Source organism: Pseudomonas sp. IT-P44, assembly GCF_949768225.1.
Taxonomy (GTDB): Bacteria; Pseudomonadota; Gammaproteobacteria; order Pseudomonadales; family Pseudomonadaceae; genus Aquipseudomonas; species Aquipseudomonas migulae.
Genome location: NZ_CATKQM010000032.1, coordinates 1 through 26726, shown reverse-complemented (window position 1 = coordinate 26726; position 26726 = coordinate 1). Strand labels below are relative to the sequence as shown.

Annotated in this window: 28 protein-coding genes; 14 read left to right on the top strand and 14 right to left on the bottom strand. The window is 57.8% G+C overall.

Features of this window, described 5'->3' with window-relative positions; translation table 11 throughout:
• Window positions 1-3: 3 nt before the first annotated feature.
• From ACM6IO_RS17585 to ACM6IO_RS17570, 4 genes are read left to right on the top strand one after another with little or no spacing between them, the layout of a single operon-like run.
• Window positions 4-1260 carry a TolC family protein gene (locus ACM6IO_RS17585; RefSeq protein WP_414911937.1) on the top strand — a complete coding sequence of 419 codons (1257 nt, stop codon included), beginning with the start codon at window positions 4-6 and terminating at the stop codon, window positions 1258-1260.
• Window positions 1257-2555 (top strand): efflux RND transporter periplasmic adaptor subunit, encoded by a 1299-nt coding sequence (locus ACM6IO_RS17580; protein WP_414911936.1) that lies wholly within the window; start codon window positions 1257-1259, stop codon window positions 2553-2555. Before ACM6IO_RS17585 ends, ACM6IO_RS17580 begins: the two co-directional genes overlap by 4 nt.
• Window positions 2552-5710 carry an efflux RND transporter permease subunit gene (locus ACM6IO_RS17575; RefSeq protein ID WP_414911935.1) on the top strand — a complete coding sequence of 1053 codons (3159 nt, stop codon included), beginning with the start codon at window positions 2552-2554 and terminating at the stop codon, window positions 5708-5710. The genes ACM6IO_RS17580 and ACM6IO_RS17575 overlap by 4 nt, the downstream gene beginning before the upstream one ends.
• Window positions 5707-6054, top strand: a complete 348-nt coding sequence (locus ACM6IO_RS17570) for a copper-binding protein (protein WP_414911934.1) — start codon at window positions 5707-5709, stop codon at window positions 6052-6054. Before ACM6IO_RS17575 ends, ACM6IO_RS17570 begins: the two co-directional genes overlap by 4 nt.
• 59 nt (window positions 6055-6113) lie before the next feature.
• Here the strand turns inward: ACM6IO_RS17570 and ACM6IO_RS17565 are convergent, their stop codons facing one another.
• Window positions 6114-6539, bottom strand: a complete 426-nt coding sequence (locus ACM6IO_RS17565) for a hypothetical protein (protein WP_414911933.1) — start codon at window positions 6537-6539, stop codon at window positions 6114-6116.
• Window positions 6540-6668: 129 nt separating this feature from the next.
• Between ACM6IO_RS17565 and ACM6IO_RS17560 the strand changes: the two genes are divergently transcribed.
• The 3 genes from ACM6IO_RS17560 to ACM6IO_RS17550 all read left to right on the top strand — a co-directional run bounded on the left by ACM6IO_RS17560 (window position 6669) and on the right by ACM6IO_RS17550 (window position 8733).
• The gene (locus ACM6IO_RS17560; RefSeq protein WP_414911932.1) at window positions 6669-7325 is read left to right on the top strand and encodes a TetR/AcrR family transcriptional regulator; all 657 of its coding nucleotides are present in this window, start codon (window positions 6669-6671) and stop codon (window positions 7323-7325) included.
• Window positions 7326-7619: 294 nt separating this feature from the next.
• Entirely contained in the window at window positions 7620-8003 is a 384-nt protein-coding gene (locus tag ACM6IO_RS17555; protein WP_414911931.1) for a hypothetical protein, read from the top strand.
• A gap of 250 nt (window positions 8004-8253) precedes the next feature.
• The gene (locus tag ACM6IO_RS17550) at window positions 8254-8733 is read left to right on the top strand and encodes a hypothetical protein (protein ID WP_414911930.1); all 480 of its coding nucleotides are present in this window, start codon (window positions 8254-8256) and stop codon (window positions 8731-8733) included.
• 603 nt (window positions 8734-9336) lie between these two features.
• Here ACM6IO_RS17550 and ACM6IO_RS17545 read toward each other — a convergent pair.
• The 3 genes from ACM6IO_RS17545 to ACM6IO_RS17535 form a co-directional block, all read right to left on the bottom strand.
• Window positions 9337-9636, bottom strand: coding sequence for a MafI family immunity protein (locus ACM6IO_RS17545; protein ID WP_192228818.1), 300 nt, complete (start codon window positions 9634-9636; stop codon window positions 9337-9339).
• 116 nt (window positions 9637-9752) lie between these two features.
• Window positions 9753-10214, bottom strand: a complete 462-nt coding sequence (locus ACM6IO_RS17540; protein WP_414911929.1) for a hypothetical protein — start codon at window positions 10212-10214, stop codon at window positions 9753-9755.
• A 180-nt stretch (window positions 10215-10394) separates the two neighbouring features.
• On the bottom strand, window positions 10395-11429 hold the full coding sequence (locus tag ACM6IO_RS17535; RefSeq protein WP_414911928.1) for a GlxA family transcriptional regulator: 1035 nt from the start codon (window positions 11427-11429) through the stop codon (window positions 10395-10397).
• Between the two features lie 118 nt (window positions 11430-11547).
• Here ACM6IO_RS17535 and ACM6IO_RS17530 point away from each other — a divergent pair, with 118 nt between their 5' ends.
• From ACM6IO_RS17530 to ACM6IO_RS17515, 4 genes are all read left to right on the top strand, one after another.
• Window positions 11548-12189, top strand: a complete 642-nt coding sequence (locus ACM6IO_RS17530) for an HD domain-containing protein (RefSeq protein WP_414911927.1) — start codon at window positions 11548-11550, stop codon at window positions 12187-12189.
• 113 nt (window positions 12190-12302) lie between these two features.
• On the top strand, window positions 12303-13184 hold the full coding sequence (locus ACM6IO_RS17525) for an NmrA family NAD(P)-binding protein (RefSeq protein ID WP_414911926.1): 882 nt from the start codon (window positions 12303-12305) through the stop codon (window positions 13182-13184).
• Between the two features lie 89 nt (window positions 13185-13273).
• Window positions 13274-13897, top strand: a complete 624-nt coding sequence (locus tag ACM6IO_RS17520) for a glutathione S-transferase family protein (protein WP_414911925.1) — start codon at window positions 13274-13276, stop codon at window positions 13895-13897.
• A 286-nt stretch (window positions 13898-14183) separates the two neighbouring features.
• Window positions 14184-14933 (top strand): hypothetical protein, encoded by a 750-nt coding sequence (locus tag ACM6IO_RS17515; RefSeq protein ID WP_414911924.1) that lies wholly within the window; start codon window positions 14184-14186, stop codon window positions 14931-14933.
• Between the two features lie 216 nt (window positions 14934-15149).
• Here ACM6IO_RS17515 and ACM6IO_RS17510 read toward each other — a convergent pair whose 3' ends face one another.
• Window positions 15150-15791: an FMN-dependent NADH-azoreductase gene (locus tag ACM6IO_RS17510; protein ID WP_414911923.1), complete on the bottom strand. Its 642-nt coding sequence runs from the start codon at window positions 15789-15791 to the stop codon at window positions 15150-15152.
• A 96-nt stretch (window positions 15792-15887) separates the two neighbouring features.
• Here ACM6IO_RS17510 and ACM6IO_RS17505 point away from each other — a divergent pair, with 96 nt between their 5' ends.
• The gene (locus ACM6IO_RS17505) at window positions 15888-16742 is read left to right on the top strand and encodes a LysR substrate-binding domain-containing protein (RefSeq protein WP_414911922.1); all 855 of its coding nucleotides are present in this window, start codon (window positions 15888-15890) and stop codon (window positions 16740-16742) included.
• 156 nt (window positions 16743-16898) lie between these two features.
• Here ACM6IO_RS17505 and ACM6IO_RS17500 read toward each other — a convergent pair whose 3' ends face one another.
• The 5 genes from ACM6IO_RS17500 to ACM6IO_RS17480 all read right to left on the bottom strand — a co-directional run bounded on the left by ACM6IO_RS17500 (window position 16899) and on the right by ACM6IO_RS17480 (window position 19693).
• Window positions 16899-17297 (bottom strand): hypothetical protein, encoded by a 399-nt coding sequence (locus ACM6IO_RS17500; RefSeq protein ID WP_414911921.1) that lies wholly within the window; start codon window positions 17295-17297, stop codon window positions 16899-16901.
• A gap of 350 nt (window positions 17298-17647) precedes the next feature.
• Window positions 17648-18184: an AAA family ATPase gene (locus tag ACM6IO_RS17495; RefSeq protein ID WP_414911920.1), complete on the bottom strand. Its 537-nt coding sequence runs from the start codon at window positions 18182-18184 to the stop codon at window positions 17648-17650.
• A gap of 110 nt (window positions 18185-18294) precedes the next feature.
• Complete coding sequence (locus ACM6IO_RS17490; protein WP_192420910.1) at window positions 18295-18924, bottom strand: LysE family translocator; 630 nt, start codon at window positions 18922-18924, stop codon at window positions 18295-18297.
• Window positions 18925-19083: 159 nt separating this feature from the next.
• A complete protein-coding gene (locus ACM6IO_RS17485) occupies window positions 19084-19302 on the bottom strand; it encodes a DUF4287 domain-containing protein (protein WP_192228828.1) in 219 nt (72 codons plus the stop codon).
• A gap of 154 nt (window positions 19303-19456) precedes the next feature.
• Entirely contained in the window at window positions 19457-19693 is a 237-nt protein-coding gene (locus ACM6IO_RS17480; RefSeq protein WP_008035512.1) for a hypothetical protein, read from the bottom strand.
• Between the two features lie 209 nt (window positions 19694-19902).
• Between ACM6IO_RS17480 and ACM6IO_RS17475 the strand changes: the two genes are divergently transcribed.
• The gene (locus tag ACM6IO_RS17475) at window positions 19903-20244 is read left to right on the top strand and encodes a hypothetical protein (RefSeq protein ID WP_008037788.1); all 342 of its coding nucleotides are present in this window, start codon (window positions 19903-19905) and stop codon (window positions 20242-20244) included.
• A 389-nt stretch (window positions 20245-20633) separates the two neighbouring features.
• Here ACM6IO_RS17475 and ACM6IO_RS17470 read toward each other — a convergent pair whose 3' ends face one another.
• Window positions 20634-21146: a GNAT family N-acetyltransferase gene (locus ACM6IO_RS17470; RefSeq protein ID WP_414911919.1), complete on the bottom strand. Its 513-nt coding sequence runs from the start codon at window positions 21144-21146 to the stop codon at window positions 20634-20636.
• Between the two features lie 220 nt (window positions 21147-21366).
• Here ACM6IO_RS17470 and ACM6IO_RS17465 point away from each other — a divergent pair, with 220 nt between their 5' ends.
• Window positions 21367-24264: an EAL domain-containing protein gene (locus tag ACM6IO_RS17465; protein WP_414911918.1), complete on the top strand. Its 2898-nt coding sequence runs from the start codon at window positions 21367-21369 to the stop codon at window positions 24262-24264.
• 8 nt (window positions 24265-24272) lie between these two features.
• On the opposite strand, the gene ACM6IO_RS17460 is transcribed toward ACM6IO_RS17465, so the two are convergent.
• From ACM6IO_RS17460 to ACM6IO_RS17450, 3 genes are all read right to left on the bottom strand, one after another.
• Window positions 24273-24434, bottom strand: a complete 162-nt coding sequence (locus ACM6IO_RS17460) for a DUF2986 domain-containing protein (protein WP_008037782.1) — start codon at window positions 24432-24434, stop codon at window positions 24273-24275.
• A gap of 187 nt (window positions 24435-24621) precedes the next feature.
• Window positions 24622-24912, bottom strand: a complete 291-nt coding sequence (locus tag ACM6IO_RS17455; RefSeq protein ID WP_008035503.1) for a hypothetical protein — start codon at window positions 24910-24912, stop codon at window positions 24622-24624.
• 212 nt (window positions 24913-25124) lie between these two features.
• Entirely contained in the window at window positions 25125-26402 is a 1278-nt protein-coding gene (locus tag ACM6IO_RS17450) for a flavohemoglobin expression-modulating QEGLA motif protein (protein ID WP_008037779.1), read from the bottom strand.
• Window positions 26403-26726: the final 324 nt, after the last annotated feature.

The window sequence follows — 26726 nt, the reverse complement described above, 5'->3', positions numbered from 1 at the left end:
GACATGAACTCCAAGTGCTATTGCACAGGCTGGCCCCTCGTGGTCGGCCTGGCGGCAAGCGTACTGGCATTGCCGAGCTTCGCTGCCGCACTGACACTCGATGAAGCGTTGCGGCTGGCCGAAAACAATGCGCCGTCACTGACCGCACAAGACGCCAGGATTCAGGCTGCCAGCAGCGCAGCCATCCCGGCGGGTGAACTACCTGATCCCAAGCTGCTTCTGGGAGTGCAGAACTACCCCATAGGCGGTCCGGATCGCTGGAGCCTCGACCAGGATTTCATGACCATGCAAATGGTCGGGGTCCGGCAGGAGATGCCGAACAGCGACAAACGCAAAGCGCGTATCGAGGTCGCCGATGCGGCTGTTGATCGCGCCGCCGCCGAGCGTCGGGTCGAACGTCTGAAGGTCCGCCAGTCCACCGCACTGGCCTGGATCAGCAGCTATTCAATCGAACGTAAAGATGCGTTGTTCCAGGACTTCTACAAAGAAAACCGCCTGCTGAGCGATACCGTCCGGGCCCGGATTGCTGGCGGCCGCGCCCAGCCCGCCGATGCGGTGACACCCAAACAGGAAGCCGCTCAGTTGGCAGAGCAGCAGGACGATCTGATTCTGCAGCGAGCCCAGGCCCGAGCCGCCCTCAAACGCTGGATTGGCTCAGCCGCCAACGACAAGCCTGTGGGCAGCCTGCCTGAATGGCCCGTCGATAGCTCAAGCTACTCCCATCAACTGCAACACCATCCGGAGCTGGCAGCGTTTGCGCCGATGACCCGCGAAGCGCAAGCCAGGGTTCGTGAAGCCGAGTCGGAGAAGCAATCGGATTGGAGTTGGGAGCTTGACTATCAGCATCGTGGCCGAGAGTTCGGCGACATGGTCAGCGTGCAGTTTTCCTGGGATCTGCCGTTGTTTCCTGACGCTCGCCAAAACCCGAAAATCGCCGCCAGACACGCTGAACTCAACCAGCTTGAGGCCGAGCGCGAAGCCTTGTCGCGCGAGCACACCCAGCAACTGGAAAACCAACTGGCTGACTATGAGCGCCTGAATCGTGCCGTGCACCGAAACCAGGAAAGCCTGTTACCGCTGGCCAAGGAAAAGGTCGAACTCAGCATGGCCAGCTACCGGGCCGGCAAAGGTGATTTAGACACCGTTGTGAGCGCCCGACGTGAACTCATCGAAGCCCGGCTCAAACAAATTGACGTGGAAGAGCAGCGCGCGCTGACCAGTGCGCGATTGTATTTTGCTTACGGGGAGGCCAGCCAATGAAACTTGAAAAATGGAACGGGGCATTGCTGGTTAGCCTTTCGCTGGCATTGGGTGTTGCCGGCGGTTACGGGGTCGCGCACCAGCGTATGAGCGCAGCGCCAAATGCGGTGGCGGAGCAAGACATCAATGCTGTGCCCGAACGCAAAGCCCTGTATTGGTACGACCCGATGTACCCGCAGCAAAAGTTCGACAAACCGGGCAAGTCCCCCTTCATGGACATGCAACTGGTTCCCCAATACGCCAGCGGCGCAGGAGATCGGGCGACTGTCAGTATCGACCCGGGGGTGACACAGAATCTTGGACTGCGTTTTGCGACTGTCACCCGTGGAACCTTTCATTCCAGCCTCGACGTGACAGGTGTCCTGGCGCTCAACGAACGTGATGTTGCGGTGATTCAGGCACGCACCGCTGGCTTTGTGGAGCGAGTCTATGCCCATGCTCCCGGAGATGTGCTGAACGCCAACGCAGCGTTGGCGGATATTCTGGTGCCGGATTGGGCTGCGGCTCAGACAGAGTTCCTTGCCCTGAAGCGTAACGGCGACGCGGAGCTGTTGGCTGCGGCCCGCCAACGACTGCAGCTCACCGGAATGCCGGCAGCGCTGATCACTCAGATAGAGCGTAGCGGTAAGGTTCAGCCGTACCTGACGCTGACCAGTCCAATCGCCGGTGTGCTGCAAGCCTTGAACGTACGCACGGGCATGACCGTGGCGACGGGCGACACGCTGGCACGCGTCAATGGCTTGAGCAGTGTCTGGCTGGCCGTGGCCGTTCCAGAGTCGCAGACCGGATCGATCACAGTGGGGCAGACGGTCGAAGCACGGCTGCCAGCCTTTCCGGGGACCGTGCTCAACGGCGAGGTCAGCGCTATTTTGCCCGAGACCAGTGCCGACAGTCGCACCCTGCGTGTACGGGTGGAACTGCCCAATCCGGACGGACACCTCAGGCCGGGTTTGACGGCGCAGGTGCGCCTGAACCGTTCGAGCGAACACAGTGTGTTGTGGGTGCCGAGCGAGGCGGTTATTCGCACGGGGCGACGGGCCTTGGTGATGCTCGCCGAAGACACCGGCCACTACCGCCCGGTAGAGGTGCAACCCGGACAGGAGAGCGATGGCAAGACGGCCATTTTGAAAGGTCTGGAAGAAGGCTGGAAGGTGGTTACGTCTGGCCAGTTCCTGCTGGACTCGGAGGCCAGTCTCAAGGGCATTGTCGCCAGCACTGAGGACGAGTCGCCACCCAGCGCAGCAGCCTCCGGTATTCATGAGGCGGATGGGGACAAATCGGGGAGCCAGCCATGATTGCGGCCCTGATTCGTTGGTCAGTCGTCAACCGGTTCCTGGTGTTGCTGGCGACACTGTTCGTCACGGCGTGGGGCATTTGGTCAGTGCAGAGCACACCCATCGATGCGCTGCCGGATCTCTCGGATGTTCAGGTGATTATCCGCACTCCCTTTGCGGGGCAAGCGCCGCAGATTGTCGAGAACCAGGTGACCTATCCGTTGGCCACCACCATGCTCTCAGTGCCGGGAGCCAAGACGGTGCGTGGTTATTCCTTCTTCGGTGACAGCTTCGTTTACGTGCTGTTCGAAGACGGCACTGACGTGTACTGGGCCCGTTCGCGGGTGCTGGAATACCTGAGTCAGATACAAAGTCGATTGCCGGCCAGCGCCAAACCGGCGTTGGGTCCGGATGCAACGGGAGTTGGCTGGATCTATCAGTACGCACTGGTGGATCGCAGCGGTGGACACGACCTGGCGCAACTGCGCGCACTTCAAGACTGGTTCCTCAAGTTCGAACTCAAGACCCTGCCCAACGTTGCGGAAGTGGCCACGGTGGGGGGCATGGTCAAGCAATACCAGGTGCAACTCGATCCGCTGAAACTGGCCAGCCTCGGCATCACTCAGACAGAGGTGACCGAGGCTATCGGCAAGGCCAATCAGGAAACGGGTGGCGCGGTACTGGAGATGGCAGAGACCGAGTTCATCGTGCGCGCTTCCGGTTATCTGAAAACGCTCAACGACTTTCGGGCGATCCCGCTCAAGTTGGGGGCGGATGGTGTGCCGGTGACCCTTGGCGATGTCGCCACTATTCAGTTGGGGCCGGAAATGCGGCGGGGCATTACCGAACTCGACGGCGAGGGCGAAACCGTCGGTGGCGTGGTGATTTTGCGCAGCGGCAAGAACGCTCGCGAGACCATTGCGGCGGTCAAGACCAAACTCGACGAACTGAAAAGCAGTTTGCCGGCCGGAGTGGAAATCGTAACCACCTACGACCGCAGCAAACTGATCGACCGCGCGGTGGAAAACCTCAGCCATAAGTTGATCGAAGAGTTCATTGTCGTCGCGCTGGTTTGCGGGATTTTCCTTTGGCACTTGCGCTCATCACTGGTGGCGATCATCTCCCTGCCGGTGGGCGTGCTGATGGCCTTCATCATCATGCGTTACCAAGGGATCAACGCCAACATCATGTCCTTGGGCGGGATTGCCATCGCCATCGGCGCCATGGTCGATGCTGCCGTGGTGATGATCGAGAATGCCCACAAGAAGATTGAGGCCTGGCACGCGGCCAATCCGGGGGAGGAACTTAAGGGCGAGCGTCATTGGCACGTCATGACCGAAGCAGCGGCAGAGGTCGGCCCGGCGCTGTTCTTCTGTTTGTTGATCATCACGTTATCGTTCATTCCGGTGTTCACCCTGGAAGCTCAGGAGGGGCGACTGTTCGGCCCGTTGGCGTTCACCAAAACCTATGCGATGGCCGCGGCGGCGGGGTTGTCGGTGACCTTGGTGCCCGTGCTGATGGGGTACTGGATTCGCGGGCGAATTCCCGGTGAGCAACAAAACCCGTTGAACCGCTGGTTGATCAGGATCTACCAGCCGGCCCTGGAGGCGGTGCTGCGCCGTCCCAAAGTCACCCTGCTGGTGGCACTGGTGGTGTTTGTCAGTGCGTTATGGCCGATGTCGCGCCTGGGCGGTGAGTTTCTCCCGCCTTTGGACGAAGGCGATCTGCTCTATATGCCTTCCGCTCTCCCGGGGTTGTCGGCACAGAAAGCTGCGCAGCTGCTGCAACAGACCGACCGCCTGATCAAGACGGTGCCCGAAGTCGAGCACGTGTTCGGCAAAGCGGGGCGTGCCGAAACTGCCACCGACCCGGCACCGTTGGAAATGTTCGAGACCACCATTCAATTCAAGCCACACGAGCAATGGCGGCCAGGCATGACTCAGGAAAAACTGGTGGAAGAACTGGATCGCGTGGTTCGGGTTCCAGGGCTGACCAATATCTGGATACCGCCGATTCGCAACCGTATCGACATGCTTGCCACCGGCATCAAAAGTCCGATCGGAGTGAAAGTCGCCGGCACCCAATTGACGGACATCGATGCTGTCACCCAGGCGGTCGAGCGGGTGGCCAAAGGCGTACCCGGTGTCAGTTCAGCGCTGGCCGAACGCTTGACCGGCGGCCGCTATATCGACGTGGATATCGACCGCAAGGCCGCCGCTCGCTACGGGCTGAATATCGCTGATGTGCAGTCCATCGTGGCCGGCGCTATCGGTGGTGAAAATGTCGGGGAGACCATTGAAGGGCTCGCACGTTTCCCGATCAACGTACGTTACCCACGGGAGTGGCGTGACTCGCTCGGTGCCCTGGAGCAATTGCCGATCTACACGCCGTCAGGCATCCAGATCACCCTGGGGACAGTGGCCAACGTCAAAATCAGCGACGGCCCGGCGATGCTCAAAAGTGAAAACGCGAGGCCTTCAGGCTGGGTGTATATCGATGTGCGTGGCCGGGACATTGCCTCGGTGGTCGCTGATTTGCGCCATGCCGTAAACGAGCAGGTCAAGTTGCAGCCTGGCATGAGCTTGAGCTACTCAGGGCAGTTCGAGTTTCTCGACAGAGCCAATGCACGACTCAAACTGGTGGTGCCAGCCACGCTGTTGATCATCTTCGTGCTGCTCTACCTGACGTTTGCGCGCTTCGATGAGGCGTTGCTGATCATGGCCACGCTGCCATTCGCGCTGACTGGCGGGGCATGGTTCATCTATCTGTTGGGATTCAATCTGTCGGTCGCCACCGGTGTCGGCTTTATCGCCCTGGCCGGTGTTTCCGCCGAGTTTGGCGTGATCATGCTGCTCTACCTGAAAAACGCCTGGGCAGAACGTGAAGACCTCGGCGACAGCACTGAGCGCGGGCTGGTTGCGGCAATTCGTGAAGGCGCTGTGCAGCGGGTTCGCCCCAAGGCCATGACCGTGGCCGTGATCATTGCCGGCCTGTTACCCATCCTGTTGGGCAGCGGAACCGGCAGTGAAGTGATGAGCCGCATTGCCGCGCCCATGGTCGGCGGCATGATCACGGCTCCCTTGCTTTCCCTGTTTGTCATTCCGGCAGCCTATCGCCTGATGCGCCGCCGACATCTCGTCATTGAATCCACTCACCTTAAAGGAAACGTCGTATGAAACTGACCCATATTGCAGTGGCAGGAACCTTGGTTGCGTTGTCTTTCCTGGCTCGAGCAGAGGACATGCCGAGTATGAAAATGGACGGTATGGAGGGCATGCAGACAAAAGAGACAACGCAGGCGCCCGTCGCTAATGCCAACGGAACGATCAAGGCTATCGATGCTGCCAGGCACACGGTGACCATCTCCCACGGCGCTGTACCCGCCGTGCAATGGCCGCCGATGACCATGGCCTTTTCCGTGACGGATGATCAGCTCGCCGGGCTGTCGGCCGGAGACCGTGTGTCGTTTGTTTTCCGGGTCGAGGGTGGCAGCGCGACGATTGTTTCAATCAAAAAATAGGGCAGCGGTGGTGCAAGTGGCCGGCACATTTTGTGTGCCGGTCGTAAGGACAGCTGACTTCAAGACGTGCGCGACTCACGTGTTGCGCTGCTCAAACCCATAGCCGTTACACCGATGCGCGAGAACACCAGCCACACAAACAACAGCACACTGCAACCAACAAGAATGGAAGCGACGCCAATCAACGGCTCGATGGCCGCAAAACCCTTGAGCCGCAACGTCAGTGCGCCAAGCATCACCGGGACGCCAATGTTGTACATCCAGAACTGTGCGGCAGCCGCGCGCCCTTCGGTGATTGACGGGTGCGCTGTGCCGATGATGCCGAACAGGGCCATCGACACCCATCCCAACAGATTGACATGAGCATGTACCGCGAAAAGCGAGTGGTCGCCGGAAGCGCCCATCGCCACGCCCAGCATCACGCCAATGGCGAAGTAGAGCGCAGCGAGCCGAAACCAGGTCCGTGGACGGGGGTTGTGATTCATGGCATTCACCTCATGCGCCCAGAGGCGCGCTCAGTTGCTGTAATATAACGGGCGACCTCTTGTCGGTTGATTGTCGCGTGCCTATTATGAGACTCAAGTCTCATGAATAGACAGAGTCTCATATATTCCATGTCGATCCCGAAGTCAACCCCGTCTGAACCCGGCGGCGATCCGCAAGGCCGCGCCAACCAGAAGCTGCGAACGCGTCAGGCGCTGATCGATGCCGCCATCGCCTTGCGCGACGAGGGCCAAAACCCGACGGTGGCGCAAGTGGCAGAGCGCGCGATGGTCTCGCGCGCCACGGCCTATCGCTACTTTCCCTCGACCGAGGCATTGATCAGCGAGACGGCGGCGGATCGTGAAATGAAGCCGCTGGAGAGCTTCTGGCGACCGGGAGACGACCCGGTCAAGGGCATTGGCCTGGCCGCGAGCGCGTTGAACAAACTCTTGATCGACGACGAGATCGGCCTGCACGTGATGGAGCGTTCGTTCATGTCGGTGTGGCTCGACAGCGAGACCCACGAGCCCCTGCGACCAGGCCGCCGGATGAGCTACATCGAACCGATCGTCGACTCGCTGAAGGACGTGCTCTCGCCCCGCGCACGCAAACGACTGAAGCAGGCGCTGTCGATCGTTATCGGCACCGAGGCGTTGATCGCCGTGCGCGACATCAGTGGCGCGAGCGTTGAAGAATCACTCGACACCGCTGCGTGGGCGGCGAGGGCGCTTGTTCGACAGGCGTTGCAGGAGAATGAAGAGGCGCGGCGCAAGCGCAATTCCGTGTAGGCCGGGTTGCGGGTTTCTTCTGCGCGACACTGAGTTGCCTGTGTTTGCTCAGGTAATGTGGGTGGCGGCTTTTGCCAAAAACAGCCAGTCAACAGCCTGTCAGCAAGTCCATAGCCCGCTACTCATTGGCTGCGAACGTTCAGCAATTTGGCCAGTTTCGTATCACGTTTTTCTCTGCTCGGCTCCGTATTTACCATGATAGGATCTAAGAAAAGTAACGTCTTAGCGTGTAGCAAGGGATTTTATGCAACAACGATGTCCTTAATAGGAGTTATAGGGGTCAGTGGAAGTACGATGAACATTACGAAAAAAACAACCTTGCCCTTTATTGGAATCAGTGCGGCTGTCGTTGGGGCATTACAGGTGCTTTTGTACGAACCCTTGATTGCAATTGCGCAAGCACAATTTGGCGGCGTTCCTCTTCGACTGATCATGGAGATACTTTTAACGACTGCAGCTCACACGGCTATAATTTCAATAGCTCCGTTATTTCTGGCAGCATTTAACAAGGTCGCCATAAGCTACGCAGTCCTTATCTTGTTTATATCTATATATATACAAATCGCAGTAGGTATAAATCCCGTCGGTCCGACGGTGGCTGCTATAGTTTGTTCAGTTTTAATTTTTTATGCATCCACAAAGGTAAGTGAACTTATTCGGCATTTTCGTGCGAAGTGAATTCCTATAACAAGTCGTCCAAGTGATTCCTCTTGATCTCCGGGATCTCGTTCTGCGGCTCCGCAAGCTAAGCTTCAGCGAGTGGCTGCTTTGGGTTTTGGATTCAATCGGTCGCGACAGGCAAAAAACGGCCAGAAGCGGACTGGTTTTATCTTGAGCCGGCATCGCCGATGCACCAAGAATGACCGGCAACCTGCTCGCCTAGTTAAGTCATGCCGTATCCATGTGCAAAACCAACGCTGAGGGGAAGATGATCATCAATAGTCGGCAGTTTCGCCTGGTAATTTCCATTACTGATCTATTCCAGTGGTCGGATGACGACACCCCCTCCCTTTTGGGCACCTGGACGCAAATGATCGAACTGTTGGGTCTCAATGAGACTGAGATAGCTGCGCTGTACTATCTTTATTTCGACAGTACATCGATCGGCCAAGGTAACGTTTACGCGTTCATCAGCGATGCTCAACCTGAGAACAGGTTGGTCTTCGATTTGTACCGAGGACTGACCGATCAGTTGGACATTATTGAAATAATGGTTAGCGTTTCAAGAGAGCTGGTCATCCCTACAAAGTCGCTACTACGGCATGCATTCGATCTGGCTTCCCATCAGATTCATTACGAAGAGGGAAATTTTTTGAAAGCCTTCAAGGATGCTATCGATGTTGAAGGCTACCCAAAAATGATCGAAGAAAGCAGCTATTGCCAACAACTTCTAATCACACGCTGCTAACGACTCCTTACGCTTCACTGGCTCTGTCAGTGGCCTGAGAGGCATCCCCTGCCCCACGTTGGGGATTGAAAACGATGTGCGCACCTTTTTGTCGATTCTGACCCTCCTTTCAGTCGTCCGTTGGCTCTTGAACGTGCTGGCGATGTCTACTTCCGGCCAATTTCAGCCATTGCTGACCGGCAGCAATGGGGCGTTTTCTGCCCTTCTTCACAGGCCGCACTCGGGCAGGAGCGGACACACCGGTTTGTGTTGCATCGCAAAACTATTAGAGATTATTAGAATGCCAATTGAATGCCAAAGATGCCGTCAAGGTTCAGTCCAAGCGATGCGTATCCGATCCACGCACATTTTGCTGTGGGTCTGCGACGAATGTGAAGCGACATGGAAAAGCAAAGATAAGGTCAACATCGATCAATTTGAAGACTATGGAACGCTAATGATGGGAATCGGACGCAGTCCTTTGTGGTCGGAACTGGAACCCCAGTAAAAAGCGGCGCGAGCATTCGCTTCACGCACTCTGAAACCGTCCGCTATGGGTCGATAGCGGTCTGTCAGAAAGGGCAAAAAACGACCCAAAGCAGTCCATAGGTGGGTTAGTCCTCGTTACCCCGTGAATGGCATCTCCAAGGCTTTTGCGATCCGAGCTAAAACTGTTATGCATTTCTCAGAAACAACGAGCGTTGGTTCTTTAATCATATAAAGCAGGTGTTCGAACGCTACTCCAGCCTCGTTGTGATCTACATAATCCAGAACAATCTCACTCCCATTCTCTAAACCTGCCTGGGCTAATGCATGGTCCTCCGGTACAGGGCCGAGTTGCTCGTATGCTATGGACATCAGCGTCGAGATTTCCTCAAGTGCCTCTACGAAATCGGCCCTCAAGTCGTTGTTAAAATGGTGCATGACAAACATTCCTTCGATTACGGTGACCCGCGGTCCGTCCGCGCCTGGTCGATTGTTGCGCAACACCTGGTTTTTGCGCGCGCTTCGGGAGCTAAGGTCGATTGTCCGCTCTTGGGTCACGCTCTACCCATTTCCTCGTACGAGGCATAGACGACCGTGATGCGCTCACCCCAAGCTGCTTCAGCGACATCCCGGATGATTTCCGCAAGCGTCTCAATACCCACATCCTGGGCCTTGATGCAGGCCAGGCGTCCAGGCGACCAATCGATAACGGTGCACTGTGGGTACTTCCCTAGCTGTGCGGAAAGGGCTTCCTGAGGTGGCTCATTGCGGGTGTACATGAAGTCAAAGTACGGGTCACTGGCACCCTGAAGTGAGTACACAGAAGTCCAAGCATTTGATGGGCCGGGAAAGCATATGTTGACGTTACGATGCGCCCATTCTGGCCCACCGTGTTTGATGCGGCGAAGTACTTCGATGATCGAGTGACAATCGGAGATTTGGATCATGCGATCAGGATCAGACGTCCTGCCAGGGCCAGGTTGGGCGGCTGCTTTAGTGGCCAGAAGCGCGGTCATTCTTGCTTTTCTCTTCATCGTACTATTCAACGCAGACTCCCGACGCTGCGGGCAAGCTATCTAGAAAGGCGTCAATCTGCCGGATAACGCGCAAGTGCACCACAGGAATGTGCGGGCCTACGGCCAGGCATCCGTTGCGATCGCTTTGCGGACCTGTGCGCGGAACTGCTCAACGTCGGGTTATATCTGAGCCAGCGTGCTGTCCGGCGCAAAGCGCAGCGCATATTCCTTGGGGCTGATACCCAGGCGTCTTACAAACGCTTTGCGCAGCACATCGACGCTGTTGTAACCGCATCGACGTGCAACCGCCTCCATTGAATGTCCACCCAGCTCAAAGTCCCGACAGGCTGCTTCGAGGCGAACGTCTTCAACGTACTTCGCCGGCGTGGTCTTCAAATCCCGTTGAAACGTCCGTATCAAGGTCCTGACACTGGTCGACATCTGGTCTGCCAGCCTCTCGACCGTAAGGTCTGTGTGCAGATGCTCACTGATCCAGAGGCACAGTTCATCCAGGCTTGAACCAGGCGCACGTTGCGATTGAAGCGTGACGCTGAACTGCGCTTGTCCACCGGGACGCCGCAGGAACAGGACCATGTTTTTCGCAATCTCCATCGCGACGTGATCCCCCAAGTCCTCGCTGACTAGCGCGAGCGCGAGATCGATTCCCGCTGATATTCCTGCCGATGTATACACGTTGCCGTCTTTCACCCAGATAGGGTTCGCATCGACCTGAATCTGCGGATAGCGCTCCGCCAACTCGCGCGCCATCTGCCAATGGGTGGTTGCCCGACGACCATTCAGAAGTCCGGTCTCAGCCAGGGCAAACGCTGCGACACAGATCGAGCACACGCGCCGCACGTTTCCAGAACGCGTCCGTATCCACTCGATAGCCTCCTCGTGCTGGCGGCCCACTGACTGGCGGCCCGCAGCGACAATCAACGTGTCAATTGGCGCGCTCCCACGACGCTCTTGCTCAAGGGTTTTATGCGCCGTGAGGTTAATGCCTGTGCTGCTTTTCAGGTGCACGTCGTCGCCCGATGAAACCAGGTCAATCTCGTAGGGAAGGGGGGCGCCGTCGTGCAGGCTATTGGCGAAGGCAAAGACCTCTGCAGGACCGATCACATCGAGCGCATCTACCGGGGGCAACCCCAGAATCACCACTCGTTTTTGCGTTTGCCCGGGGAGCAAATGGCGGGTGTGCGTTTGTTTTTTCACCGTTGCGCTCCGCGAGTGACCGAAAATTATTTTGGCACGAATCAACGGAAAATAGTCAATTTGGACAACTCAGAATCATTAGATTGGAGCGAGGTCAACCTCACCCTCGGGAAGCAAAATGAACACACCGGTTACTGTCGGCGGCATCATCGCCCCGGATTCCGAACTCACCCGCAAGGCGGCTTCGCTCGTTGATCGGGTCCACTCCAGGGCGATCCTGAATCACGTGCATCGCACTTGGTGGTTCGCCGATTTCCTCGGTAAGCAGCGTGGGCTGAAATACGACCGGGAAACCGTTTACCTCGCTGCGCTGTTGCATGACCTGGGGCTCACCAGCGAGTTCTGCGCCGAGCAACGCTTTGAAGTCGATGGCGCCGATGCGGCCAGCCGATTCCTGCTATCGAACGGTTACCCGCAAGCGAAAGCGGAGCTCGTCTGGGATGCGATCGCTCTTCACTCCAGCGCCGGCATTGCAGACCGCAAGCAACCAGAAATCGCCCTGATCTACATGGGCGCTCATGTTGATGTCATGGGCCTCTTTATAGAAGAAATCACGCCATCACTGATTGACGACACGCTCGCGCTCTATCCCCGCGTCGGCATGAAGGCCGCGTTTACTCAAGCGGTGGCCGAAGTTGCCAGGAAAAAACCGCACACAGCCATTGGTACCGGGCTGGCGGACGTTGGACGTCGCCACCTGCATGGATTCGATTGCCCGAACGTGTGCGACCTGATTGAAAACGCCCCCTTCGATAGCTGAGAGACAGCACTGCGCAGTGTCTGCGGTTACCAGGCTCTTCGACCCGTCGAGCGGTCGTTGAAGTCACTGGACATCAGGAGCGTAAGCTCTAATTACTTGAGAGGAACACAGTCATGAACGAAGCAGAAATTCTGGTCAGCGGCGCAACCGGGCGTACGGGTGGGGCTGCCATCGATGAGTTGCTCAAGATGGGCAAGCGCGTGCGAGCTTACGTGCGCACGGACGATGAGAGGGCTGCGGCTCTGCGCGAGCGCGGCGTTGATATTGCCATTGGTGATTTCACCGATATCGATGCTATCCGTGCGGCGATGGAGGGCATCCGCTCGGCCTATTTCCTTTATCCGCTGGCACCGGGAATCATCGACGGTGCGGCCTATTTTGCCCAGGCAGCGAAGGAGGCCGGGGTACAGGCCATCGTGAACATGTCGCAGATCTCCGCGCGGCGTGAGTCCAAGAGTCATTTGGCACAGGATCACTGGATCTCCGAGCGCGTTTTCGACTGGTCGGGCGTACCGACAACGCATCTGCGCCCCACATTCTTCGCGGACTGGCTCGTCTACCCTCACTTCGCCAAAGAGATCTGGGCCAGGAAAAAAATCGAGTTTCCCTTCGAGAATGGCCGTCACGCGCCCATTGCTACTGACGACCAAGGACGGGTGATCGCCCACATCCTGGCCAACCCCGCGGGGCACGAGGGGAAGATTTACAGTCTTCATGGCCCGGTCGAAATGAATCACAGCGAGATCGCGGCTGCCATGAGCGAGGTGCTGGGTGTGGAAATCCAGTACGCGCCAACCTCGATCGAAGCGTTCCAGTTCAAGATGGAGCAGGAATACCAGTTTCCGCCAGCCTTGGTACAACACCTGGTTGAAGTCGCTCAGAACTACCGGGAAGGCATCTTCGCGGGTGTGAACGACGTAGTGGAGAAAGTCACCGGCACGCCCGCGTTGTCTGTGCAGGCTTTCATCGAAAAAAACCGGGACGTCTATGCGTGACGACTCGCAGCGTCGGGCCTGGCTTGTGTGACAGTCGGCACGCTTTAGCGGATGACTGAACTGAGCCCGCAAGGAGGAAGAAATACGTCATGAACGCCTTACTGGAATTACACGGTGCGCCCACAGGCAATTGCATCCGGGCAGCCATCGCCCTCGAAGAAGCGGGGCTGGCGTACACGGTTCGACTGGTGGATCTTTCAAAAGGCCAGCAAACAGGGGCGGATCATCGCTCCCTGAATCCGGCCGGAAAAGTCCCGGTATTGGTCGAACGAAAGGGCGATGAGCCTGCCTTTGTGCTCACTCAGTCGAACGCGATCATTTTCTACGCTGCCGAAAAGGCTCCAGAACGGCTCTTGCCCAGTGCCGCTGACCACAGAGCTACGGTGTATGAGCGATTCTTCTTCTTTTTGACCGATGTCATCGCACCGGGCCATTCGGCGTTCTTGCTTCGCGGCCAAGGGCTCAACGATGGCTCTGCGCGGCTGGTCGAGCGCATGCTTTCGTCAATTGAGTTGGCTGAACAGTTCGTCAGTGCTGATGCTTATATGGCGGGAAGCTGTTTCTCCATCGCGGATATCGCGGCCTACAGCATCATGTCGTCAGTGGAGGCAGACATCCCGTGGGGGCGTTTGCCCAAGCTTCGCCGCTGGTATGAAAGGGTAGGCGCTCGACCCAGCGTGGTCAGGGGATTTCAGGCATTCAGCTCGCGGTGAACTGCTGGCGTCCGGAAGTTTTAGAGGTTTTTGCTCAACGCATGCTTCAGTCCAGATATTCGTTTGTTGAACTCGGGCTGACAGCACCTATCTAAAAATGTGGGGTAACGTCCCACACAAAGATGCTGACTGGCTCTCAGGGATCGTGCGGAAACCGCAGTTGCTGGTTAATGCTGCAGATTTATGGCCGTGCCGGTTGGCTGGCCGCTCCAATGGGCGGCCGGGAACTCACTGGATATTGCGTTCGATAGGGACATGACTGCGCAACTCCAAGCGGAGGTGCATCATGCTGATCAAGAAATGTTTGTTGGCCCTGGCAATTGGCGGGGTCCTGTCGGCATCGACTGTTCTAGCGCCCGATTACATCAGTAGTTTCTCCAGCGTGTATGCCAAAGATGGCGGCAGCGGTGGTGGCGGCGGTAACAGCGGAGGCGGAGGCGGTCACGGTGGCGCCGGCGGTGGTTCCGGTAGTGGAGGCTCCGGAGGCAGTGGTCACGGTGGCAGCGGCCATGGAGATGGTGGTGGTCATGGTGCATCAGGCCACGACGGTGACGGTCATGGTGGTGTTGCCGGGAACAGAGGCTCAGGCAACGCGCATGACAACGATGCCGCAGATGCAGCCAGGGACGCTGCCAGAAACGATGCAAATGCAGCCAGAGATGCTGCCAGAGCTGATGCAGATGCAGCCCGGGATGCTGCAAGGGCTACTGCAAATGCAGCCAGAGATGCCGCCAGAGCTGAGGCGGATGCAGCCAGGGACGCTGCAAAAGCTGCTGGCATACCGGGCGCAGATGCAGCCAGAGATGCAGCTCGGGCCGCTGCCGACGCAGCCAGGGACGCCGCCAAAGCAGAAGCCGATGCAGCCAGAGATGCCGCCCGTGCTGCTGCAGATGCGGCTAGGGACGCTGCCAAGGCTGAGGCAAACGCAGCCAGAGAGGCTGCCAAAGTCGAGGCGAGGGCCGCCAGAGAGGATGTGGCGGACGCCCCGGATGCCCCAGACGCGCCGGATGTCGACGTGGTTGAGGTACAAAACTAGGCCTGCACGTTGTTTCGCAATGAACACGGCAGGCATTCCCGTAGCAAACGTCCGAGAGTTTGAAGGACGTATTGGAAATAAGTCGCAAGCCCTGAAGTGTCACGGGACTTGCGACTTTTATTGGCCGATTTCTGCCGGCCTTCATCGGCGGCATTGGGTCGAAAACTGCCTCTGGCTCTCATGCCTAGGTGGGCGCCCGCACCTTATAAATACCCGTCAGCGACAAAGAGTATCTGCCAATCCTCTGGCTTGCTGAGTCGCAGCCTCACGCGCGCCAAGATCAACGTCTTCCCCCAGGATGGTCTTCTCCACAATCACCGAATGCACATCGGTCACGCCAATGAATTGCAGCCAGGCTTCCACATAGGGCTTCTGGAAGTCGAAGCGTTCCGCCGGCGTGATCGACTGCGCCGAAAAATCCAGGCCTCGGGCGTACGCCACTACGGCGATTTTGTTGTGCAGCATGCCTTCCAGACCGCGTTCCGGATCGAAGCTGAACAGGATGTCTTTCTGCGATACCAGGTCGATGAAATGCTTGAGCTTGTACGGGATGCTGAAATTCCAAAGCGGTACGGACATCACAAGTACATCCGCGCGATGCAGGTGTGCAGCCAGGTCCTTCAAGGTGTTCCAGGCCTCCTGTTGCGCCGGGCTCAAGGCCGTGCCGCTGAGTCCTGCGTATTTGGCTTCCATTGCCAGCTCATCGAATTCCGGCAACGCCATGTTCCAGAGGTCGAGGGTGATGATGTCGGTGTCCGGAGTGTTTTCTCGATAACGCGCAATGAAGCTGCGGGCGACTTCAAGGGACGCCGAGCGCTGCTTGCGTGGAGAGCATTCAATATGGAGCAGGGTAGTCATGGCACGCCTCGAGTGGTGGGGTAGGGAGGCATTGCAACATAGTTATATTTGAAATATAAATCGTAAATTATTAGTCGATTAATCACGTATAAAACTATGTTCGATTCGCTGCTACTCAAAACATTTGTCGCTGTGGTCGACGAAGAAGGCTTCAGCCGTGCAGCGCAAAAGCTGCACCTGACTCAGTCTGCGGTCAGCGGTCATGTGCGGCGATTGGAAGAACAGATTGGTAAACCCCTGTTGACGCGTACCACCCGTTCCCAGCAACTGACGCCCGATGGCGAGCGCTTGCTCTCTTATGCGCGCACGATCCTTGTGCTGAACCGTGACGCCTGGGCGGAACTGACGCGTACGCCATTTCACGGGCGGCTGCGGATCGGGGTGTCCGAGGATTTTGTCGAGTCCCGACTACTGCGCGCTTTTCAGGAATTCGCGGCGCAGTACCCAGGGATGGAGATCGACGTGCAGGTGAGCATTCCCGGCACGTTGCTGGCGCTGATGAAGCAAGGGCATCTGGAGTTGGTCATCGGCTCACTGTGTGAAACCAGCGAAGCGGGGACATTGCTGTGGCAAGAGCCGCTGGTGTGGGCCTGGTCGGCGCAACCCGTCACCCGGTTACCGACGCCGTTGCCGCTGGCCCTGTTCCCCGAGCCGTGCCCTTATCGCGAGGTTGCGTTGAAGCGACTGGCTCAGGCTGGGATCACCCAACGCACCGCGATGTTATGCAGCAGCACCGCCGGGTTGCGGGCGGCGGCGCTTGCAGGTTTCGCGGTTGCGCCCATGACACTCAGTCAGTTGGGGCAAGGGCTGGTGGTTCTTGGGGCTGAACAAGGGTTACCGGAGTTGCCGGATGCAGAGTTTCGGCTGTTTACCTCGCCTGAAGCGGATCAGGCGATGTTGGCGGCGGTTACTCAACTCATCGTGGAGTATTGCTCCACGCGCAGGGCTTAACGGTTATTTCAATGGCCAGTATTGAATGCGCTTGGTCGATAACCTTCATTGGTTGCGGACGCTCAGACTTCGTTTGGGAAGCACTGAGCGAACAGCCAATTCATACCTCGTCGAGGTTTTCAGCCTGATTTCTACAGCCTGGTGTTGCAGGCGGATTTAGCGACGATAGTAGCGGCGATCGTCCTCGTAGCGGTGCCGCATGGACCGATCCTGGTGACGCTCCCAATAACGATGGCGTTGGGCATCCCGGCGGGCTTGCTCTCTACGCCACTGTTCTCTACGCCAGTCGTCTCGGCGCCAATTGTCTCTACGATCATGCCAACGGTCGTCATGCCAGTACCGGTCATCATGGGCAAGCAACGACCCTGGCTGGTTGCCGGCCATACTGGCCACGGTCGGCCAAGGGCTGCCGGCAGCCTGGACCGGCGCCTGAACGGCCGCCACTTCAGTTGCGAAAACAGGGGTTGAGGTCTTCATCTGTGTTGCTGATGCCGAGCCCACTGCCGCGAACGCGAACAGGCCGAAGAGCACCATCCGTAGGTCATGGAATTTCATGAGCGAAGACAACCTCTGAATTGACATGTTGATGTGTAGCCATCTGGCTGCGGGAAGTCTGCGGGTCAGCGCTTACCGAGCGAATGTGCCTGTCCACATAGACCTGTAAACAGGGAAAAGTTCTAGAGCGCCGCTGTTTAATTAGCCAACGGCCTGAGTGTTCGGCCTCTTTGAGGTTTGCGCGTGAGCCCCATGAAGGCGTCGGAGCCCGTGATCCATCTGACGCCACGCCATAAACTTTCATTGGCATTCGTCAGCCTGTTTTCCGTTTTGGAAAGAGTCGGTTGATTCACCGTCAGGTTTGCCTGTGCTCACGTTCGTAATCGGGGATAGCGAAAGTCCCCCTCCCTTTATTCAAGGCAGACGCCCGACGCTACGGGCAAGCTATCGAGAAAGGCGCGAATCTGCCGGGAACCGTGCAAGTGCACCACAGGAATGTGCGGACCGATGGCCAGGCGCACCGCGTCGATTCCTGGGCGGTAGCCACGATCGAAGTTCCACACAAAGTTGAGAAACGTCAGGAATGCCCGGTCGAGCTTCTCTGTACAACCTGCTGCAAGGTCAGCGCGAGGGCGGTTCATGACGCTGCGCCTGATCACCCGGGTGAAACAGGTGAGCCGCGAGGTGTCGAGCCAGATGATCAGGTCGGTCCGGGGCAGGCGAAGGTCGAAGGTTCGCCGCGCATAATTGCCTTCACAAATCCAGGCCTCTGGTGTGAGCGCTTTGCGGACCCGTGCGCGGAACTGCTCGGCGTCGGGTTCGACCCAGCCGGGTTCCCAGAACAGCGTGTCGAGGTGCACCACGGGCAGGTTCAGGCGCTTGCCGAGGGCGCGGGCGAGGGTGGATTTGCCGCTACCGGCATTGCCCAGAATGACAATCCGTTGCATGGGGAGACTTCCTGTCGCGAAAAAAGCCGACAAGTGTGCAGGTTTTGGTTGGCGCAGTAAAAGGCGGCCTCGGCGAGTGACAACTATTGAGCGATATCGATGCGACCGCTTCAGGCTGTCCGGTTCAGCACCAGCAAACGTACCGCCAGCGCCGTCATTACGACAGCGAAGCCATAAGCACCCAGGCGGCTGGAGATTTTGCCCCCACGCAGGCGCCCATGCAGCTGCCCGGCACAGACGCTGAGCAGGGAATGAAAGATCAAAGCGATCAGCGCAAGCAACACACCTAATACCATCAGTTGCACCGTGACGCTGCTGGTTCCCAGGGTGACGAATTGCGGCAGGAATACCATGAAGAACAACAGCGCCTTGGGATTCAACAGGCTGTTGAGGGTCGCCCGGATGAAGATCTTGCGCCGCGATGCCAATGCAGGTTGAGCATCAGCGTCCGCTGGTGGAGTGCTCAATGCCTTCCACGCCAGCCACATCAGATAGCAAGCCCCGGCCCACCGCAGCAAATCAAATGCCGGCGCCCAACTCATCACCAGCGCACCGAGCCCCGCGCTGACCATGGCGGTCATCAGCACGTCGGCCAGGGTTATTCCCAATGCGGCGGCGAAACCGGCACGCCAGCCATGGGCAACGGCATGGCTGGTGACGATGGCCATGTTCGGGCCAGGCACGATCAGCAACAGCAGGGCGGCGACAGTGAACAGGTAAAGGTTGGTGGCGTCCGGCATAGCGCAAACTCCCCTGGATGAGAAACAAGGCTAACCGTAGTCATTGGGTTGAAGCAGATACAGTGGAGGTGGATTTGATAGCAACAGTCAGGTGTATGGCGCCCGGTTGGCTTGAGCCGCAAGCGGGTGCATCGAGCGCCCTGTGCTACATCAGTCTAGTCAGTCGGTTTTAGTGCTCGCTAAAAAGTACGCAACCAACGCGTTGGCATGGCCATGGCCCATGCCGTGTTCAGTTTTGAGCAACGCAACCATCTCCATATGCTTCTTGCCGTTGACTGTCTTGAGCAGGGTTAGCCAGTGGGTGATTGGCTGCCCATACTTTTTTTCAATAGAGGGAAAGTACGACGCTGGTCCTTTTACTTTTGGATCGTCGGTCATGACGCAAACTCCTTTTTTGCTTGAGAACTATCGGGAGACATTACCCAGAGAGAACCACGACTACGATGACGGCAAATCCTGCGTCTTTCCGGATTCGACAGCAGTATAGAAAGTCATTCGATGGATGCCGATCCGCCGGTCGAGGCGTGCGGCGCTAAAGCCACGTGTTCACCACCCGCCGATCCAGTTCCTCCCAGTCCGCCATGCCCAGCACCCGCGTGGTGTTCAACCCGCGTAAATAACCGCGCAACTGATTGGCGGTGGCCCGCACAAGTTCCGGGTCGGGCGCGTGTTCGCCCAACAATACGGTTTCGTACTGGATCAGGTACTCGGCCACCCGGTCGCGGAAATCGGGCAAAACGGCATCGCGGATCAGGTCAAAAGTTCTCAAGGATAGATCCTCATCAATTTTTTTAGTGGTGATTCAGAGTGTGTACCCATCTGCACGGCGCGCAACTATTGCTAGAGGTAATAGTGACCATTACGAAACACAAGTTCTGCTTTGTTGGTTATAGGCGGAAAATCACCTCCAACGAACACGCACCGTGACGCAGTCCCGCTGCTGGATGAACCGAAGCTTTTATTTTCTGGATAAGACCGATGCGCTCTTTATTTGTACCCGCCATGGCGATTGGCTCTTTGTTGCTCGCCGGTTGCGCCTCCGCGCCGAACGACCCGACCCTGACCTTGCAGACCAGCAAGACCCCAGCCCAATACGCCGATTGCGTCGTACCGAAATTGCAGAGCCATGCGTTGAACCCGACCGTCTCGCAAACCCAGCGCAGCTACCGGATCGTGGTGCCGAGCAAAGTCTCGGCCGACAACGTGCTGGAAGCCTACAAGGCCGGGAATGGCGGCAAGGTGTTCATCTACGAGCGGCACTTGCTGGCTTCGAACCTGCTGCCTTCAAGTTTTGAACGCGCCGCACAGGACTGCATCTGACCCCGGCCCGTAACGCTTTCTACAGAGCTCCTTTGGTTGGCCGCAACCAACCAATTTTTTACCCCGCAACCCATTTGGTTGCGGGGCTTTTTTTGTTCTACACGAAATCCCGGGTACAGAAACAAGAACGGCGAAATACTAGCTCCCGCAAATTCGACGTCGTTTAGCTGAACTGGATTTGGGATAAGCGCAAAACCTGTAGGAGCCGGCTTGCTGGCGATGGTCGTTAACGATAACGCGTAAGAGCTGGTTAAACGCGGGGCACTTGAGTCCATCGCCAGCAAGCCGGCTCCTACAGGGGAACGCATACACCCTCAAACAACGAGGTCGAGCGTTAGTTCGCCTCGCGGCCTGAATCTTGAGACGTTTCCGGGACTCTTATTGACCCTTCATTCACTCGTCTGAATCGAAAGGCCAAACCGATACTCCTGGTCTGCCCCTGCTTGCCGAGATGTCTGTTCAATTACAAAGCCACAGCGTTCGAGCACTTTTGCCGAGCCGATATTGTCGACGTAAACGTTGGCAACCAGTTGATTAAGGTCCCAACGCAACTGCGCTTGCTCGATCAAATGCCTCACCGCCCGCGTTGCCAGTCCTTTTGCGCAAGCACTTTGAGCAATCCGATAGCCGACTTCTGCCGACCGCGCGGATGTGTCGATGTCTTTGAGGTTCGCCCGGCCCACTATTTTCCCCCCAGCGTCTACGATGACAAAGGGGTGCCAGGTGCCGGCGGCATAATCAGATAAATAGGCTGCAATGTGCTCGGTGACACCTTGCACCGAATAGAAAGCAGCACCGCGTGCGTCAATGTGGCGCTCGAACCACTCGCGATTGTCCCTTTCAAACGTCAACAATGCCTCAGCATCAGTGTTTTGCAGGGTACGAATTGTGACGGTCTCCATAAGGACGCTCCTTTTCCTGGTGGAACTACTTGGATAAGGGTGCAGAGGCACACTTGTCAGTCGTTGGCCGAGTTGGCGCCCGTAAAGAATGACCTGTTGAGCAAGCAACTCACAATTCGAAAAAACCTATTGAATAAAAACTCTATAAACGGGAAGCTCACTGGCGCATTGCTAGTAACCAGTAAGTGAGTATCGCCAGTTTCTGGCTCAGGGAGCGTTGATGAGTTTTCGTCCTTTGACCGACTTCCCGCGGCAATCGAACGATTGCGATATTGTCGCCTCTGAGCTTAAAGGGAATTCGGATACTGTCGGCATGACCTGCGCTGGCAACGAGGATACGATCGAACACTTACTGAACTCGGCGCGTAACTGGACGCACACCACCGCGTGGGTCGTTTACCGTGCCGGTGAACAGATGCATTTGGTCGGGCAGGGCGACCCTCAGGCGCAGTGGCCGTCAAGTGTTGCGAATGAACAGTTCGACGCCTTTTGCCAGACCCGACACTTGCACCGCTGGCCGACCGGCAGCGGCGAAAGTGTGCTGGGTTGGCTGCTTGCGCCAATCGCCGAGGCCGAAGAACCGGCGCTCGCCGGTTTTGCCCAGCGCCTGGGCATTGAGGTGCAGACCAATACCCTGGCCCGCGCGCAGATTACTCAACGTGTGCTGTATGAAATTACCTACCTGGCCAGTTCGACCCGCGACCGGTCAGTGTTCCTGGTGGGGGTTCACCAGTTGCTGGCGAGCCTGATCGACGCCGAGAACTTCTATCTCGCGCTGTATGACCCGCACAGCGGCAAGATCGACTACCCGTATTACGTCGACATCATTGACGTTGATGCCGTGGAGTCCTCGCACTACGAATACCTTGACCCTTCGCATCTTTCGTTGACCGGCCAGGTATTGACCAGCGGCCAGCCGTTGCTGATCGACGCCGCCGGCATCCTCGCGGCTCAGGCCGAAGGCCGTTTTTACTGCGTGGGAGATCGTCCCGAATTCTGGATGGGCGCACCGTTGAAAAATGCCTCGGACGAGGTGTTTGGCATGCTGGCGATGCAGGTCTACGACGTTTCTCGTACCTACAGCGCCGAGGACCGCGCGTTGTTTCTGGTGGTGGCCCGCCACGTGGCCATGGCGCTGGACCGGATTCTGCACCGCGAGGATCTGGAAGCGACGGTGATGCGTCGTACCCTGGAGCTCTCGGCGCTCAACGACGCCTTGAGGCAGGAAGTTGCAGAGCGAGAGCGCGCCGAACATCTGCAGAGCGCGCTGTTCCAGATCGCTGAACTCTCCAGCCGGCCTGGTGACATGGCTGAGTTGTTTCAAACCTTGCATGGCATCGTCGGTGATCTGCTGTTCGCGCGGAACTTCTATATTGCGCTGTTCGACGACGCGACCAGTGAAGTGACCTTTCCGTATTATGTCGATGAGCGGCAGACGGCCTGCCCGGTGGCACGGCGAGGGCGCCGGGGCTTGACCGAATACGTTATCCGACAGCGTCGACCTTGCCTGATTGACGCCGACGAAGCTGAGCGATTGTCTGCGCACGGCGACATCGAACTGGCCGAAGCGTACTTCCGATCCTACTCCTGGCTGGGCATTCCATTGTTCGATGGCGATGTGGTGCGTGGCGTACTCGCGGTGCAAAGCTATACCTCGCAAGTGCGCTATACCCTGCGCGACCAGGAACTGCTGACGTTCGTCTCCCGGCACATCGATACAGCCTTGTCGCGCCGCACGGCCGCCGAAGCGATCCATGCCGCCAACCTCAAGCTGGAAGCCCGGGTGCAGAACCGCACCCGCGAGCTCGATCACGCCAATGCCAAGTTGCAACACGAAAACTCCCACGATGCGCTGACCGGGCTACCCAATCGTACCTACCTGCAACAGCGCCTCAATCTGGCCTGGTCGCAGTTCGGCAGCGAAGGCGGGCACCTGGCAGTGATGTTCATCGACCTCGACCGTTTCAAGATGGTCAACGACAGCCTCGGTCACCATTTTGGCGACCTGCTGTTGATGCAGGCCGCCCACCGTTTGCGTGGTTGTCTGCGCGACAGCGACATGCTCGCGCGCCTGGGGGGCGATGAGTTTTCCGTGCTGGCTCCCGAGGCGCCGCTGGAGGTGGTAATCGACATCGCTGAACGGATTCTGGTGGCGTTTGACCTGCCGTTCCTGATCAATGGCTATGAAGTGTTTTCGTCCTGCAGTATCGGTATTGTCAGCGCCGACAGTCAGTTCCATCAGGAACCCGCCGACTTGCTGCGCGACGCCGATGCGGCGATGTACCGGGTCAAGAGCGCCGGGCGCGACAGCTACGCAGTGTTCAATCAGGAAGTGCGCCGTGAAGTCTCGGACCAGGTTGAGCGGGAAGGGGCCTTGCGCAACGCACTCAAACGTACCGACGAACTGTTGCCGTATTTCCAGCCGATTGTCAGCGTCGAAAGCGGCGAGCTGTTGGCCCTTGAAGCACTGATCCGCTGGCATCAGCCGGGCGGCCGGGTGATCGCGCCGGGCGAGTTTCTGCCGGATGTCGAGGGGCTGCGCCTGATTGGTCGACTGGACCTGTACATGCTGACCAGCATCGCCGCGATCCTCGCCCAACCCGAACACGCCAATTGGCCTGCGGTGCACGTCAATTGCTCCAGCTACAGCATGACGCGCCCGGACTTTGCCAATGATGTGCTTGCGCTGTTGGCGCGATACGGGGTCGAGCCCTCGCGGATCTGCCTGGAGTTGACCGAAGGGGCACTGGTGGCGGAGCCGGCGATTGCCCGACTGACCATGCAGCAATTGGCCGACAACGGCATGTCGGTGGTGCTCGATGACTTCGGTGCCGGGTTTTCATCCCTGAGCTACGTGCATCAGTACCGCTTCAGCGGTTTGAAGATCGACAAATCGTTCATCCTCGAACTGACCACCAGCCCTCGCAGTCGCGCGATCGTGCGGGCGATTGTGCGGATGGCCGAATCGCTGGACCTCAGCGTTGTGGCCGAAGGTGTCGAGGATGAAGCGACGCTGGTCTTGCTACGCGAAATGGGCGCAGGGCAGGCTCAGGGTTATTATTTTGCGAAGCCGATGGGTTTGGAGGCGCTATTGGCGAGTTCGTTGATGGTTCGTTAGGGGCTGGATCAGCCCTCAGAGGGCGTGATTGCGTCTTGAGCGGACTCAGCGGCCAGTTTCAATCGGTCAGCCTTACTGATGTATTTGGACTTGTTTTGCGGTGCCAGTTTGGCACTGGCCTTTTTGGCGTGAGCCTTTAATAGCTGCTTTATTTTTTTCTGACGATTCATGTATTTCTACTCGGCTTGTGAATGCCTGAATGATGGCAGAGGTTTGCACACGAAGCCTAGGGGTGAGACACGGGCTTGCACCGCAATCAAACCCAACCTGATGGTTTGCGGATGATCACATTTGCGCCAGGCAAGCATGCAAAACCTGCGACAACGACGGTGTCGCGAGATCAATCGCAAGGGCGCGTTATTTGATCTGCACGATGACCGGACCTTCCGTTACGATCGGCGGGGACGCGTGGATACTTGATGCATTTTTCTTGATCCACTCGCTTGCGACTTTCAAGCTCGCATCGCTGCCGGCCTTGTCCGTGCAAACCGTTACCGACGTACCACCATCACCCGTATTCAGCAGCGTGTAGCTTACGAGGCCCGGTACTGTCCGCAGGGTCGCTTCAACGTCGGTCTTGCGCTCTTCCAAAAGCTCGAAAAGCTGCTTTGCTCCAGTACCCAAGTAGGTTCTTATCACCGCATACATAGTCGTCTCCTATGGGGCGCCGTCTTGATGCCTGTCCAGATTCGCTGATGGCCGCTATCTCTCAGGTTTCAATTCACCCCGATTAATTAAGCTTAGCCACACGCCGGCGACTGGCGAAGTGCAACGACCACCGGCCGCTTCTGGCTGATTGCTGCGCCGCGGTCAGGATATTTCCGTGAAACTCAATCGAGTCAATTGGCAGGTGCCCATGGTCACAGGGCGCTGGCATCGTTTTCGTGTTCGTCTGCAAATGTCATGAGCACCTCCAGATCGAGCACATCCAGTTTTATCTGGGCAATAAAAGCGGAGAAGGCCAGGTTGGCGGCGAGCAGACGTAAATCGCAGGCCCAGGCCGGTAGATGGGTGGGGCCCTGGAGCCAGCCAGATTCAAATAGAGGCGCCAGGCGTACGGTGTCGGCCAGGCTGAGGCGTCCGGCAAACAAATGCCCCACCAGTTCCGGTCGATTGTCGCGGATCGCGATGCGCAACAGGGTATGGACGCCCAGCAATCCCGTCAGGTAGGCGGCATCCTTGGTAAATGCCGAGCCACCACGCAGGTCGGCGCCACGGAAGACCCGCTGGGTTGAGCGGAAGGACTCCTCTTGTGACTGGCCTGCGGCGAGAAACCCCTCGAATACCTGTATGAAATCGGCGCCGTCCAAAGCCTGCTGGACCGCAAGCACGCGCAGGGCCAGGCGGCGCAGGCGGTTGATGTCCATGCTGCCAGTGAACAGTTCTGCCAGGGTGGCAATGCCTTCCTGGGTTTGGGTTGTGCGTGGAGCCCCCAAACCCAGGCTTTTGAGGTTGGGCTGGAGCGCGCCATTTTGTGCGGTAGCAACATGCACGAAGGCCTCATGCTGCAATAACTGATTCTTGTCCAGTTCAGAGAACAGGGCACCGGTACGCAGGCGTATACGGCTTGCCCCGGCGATCGCCTTGGCAGCCAGCGTCGGGTCGAGCACGACCGTGACCCGGCCCTCGCCGAAGAAACGGTCCAACTCCGGCTGCATCCAGGCGGCGAACACCTCGGCCGGGATCTCAGCCTGAGTCGGTGGAATCCGGGCGCCACCCAATAGGGCGTCGGTGGTGGTGAGAAAAAAATTGGCCGCGTCCAGCATGCTGAGTTTCTGGCTCGGATAATAGAAATCCGGGCGTCGGTACAACGCGGATGAGTATTGAGTGAAGGCGGGAGTGCCAATCGCCCCCAGCATGCGTCCGGCCGTGGCATAACTGCGCGCTGTCATGGCGAGATAGTGCCCGGCTGGGTGCCCCTGATCGCAGCGTCCTATAAAGGCTTCCAGAGCGGCGATGTCGGCACTGTGATCGCGGGGGCGCAATTCGACTCTGGGCAATTCGGCTTTCCCGTTACGCCAATGCGCCAGGAAAACGTCCTCGACGCCATCCGGCCAGGACAGGGCATTCAGTACGCGGATCTTGCGAGCCAGACCGGGTAGAGCGGCATCGAGTTCAGACAGGGGGGCGCTGCTCATGGAGTCACCCTTGAAAGACGAGGATCATTCGAAAAAGCTTAGTCGTTCCGATGCGGTGCGTTGTAACCGATCAGGAGGCCCCCTGTTGTTCACAGGCGACGGAACCTTCCTGCTTCTATATAAGACGATTATCGGGCCAGGGCTGGCGGTGGCAGCCAGGGATCTTTGGTGTGGAAAAAGAATTTTCGCTCGGGGGTTGACCACGTATTTTAATACTGTACTATTCGCCTCCCGCTAACGAGCAGTTCGCTGCTGGTTCTGGTTTAAGTTGTTGATTTGGTTAAGAAAAATCATCAACTTTTAAGGTTGCAGTTTGATGAAAGG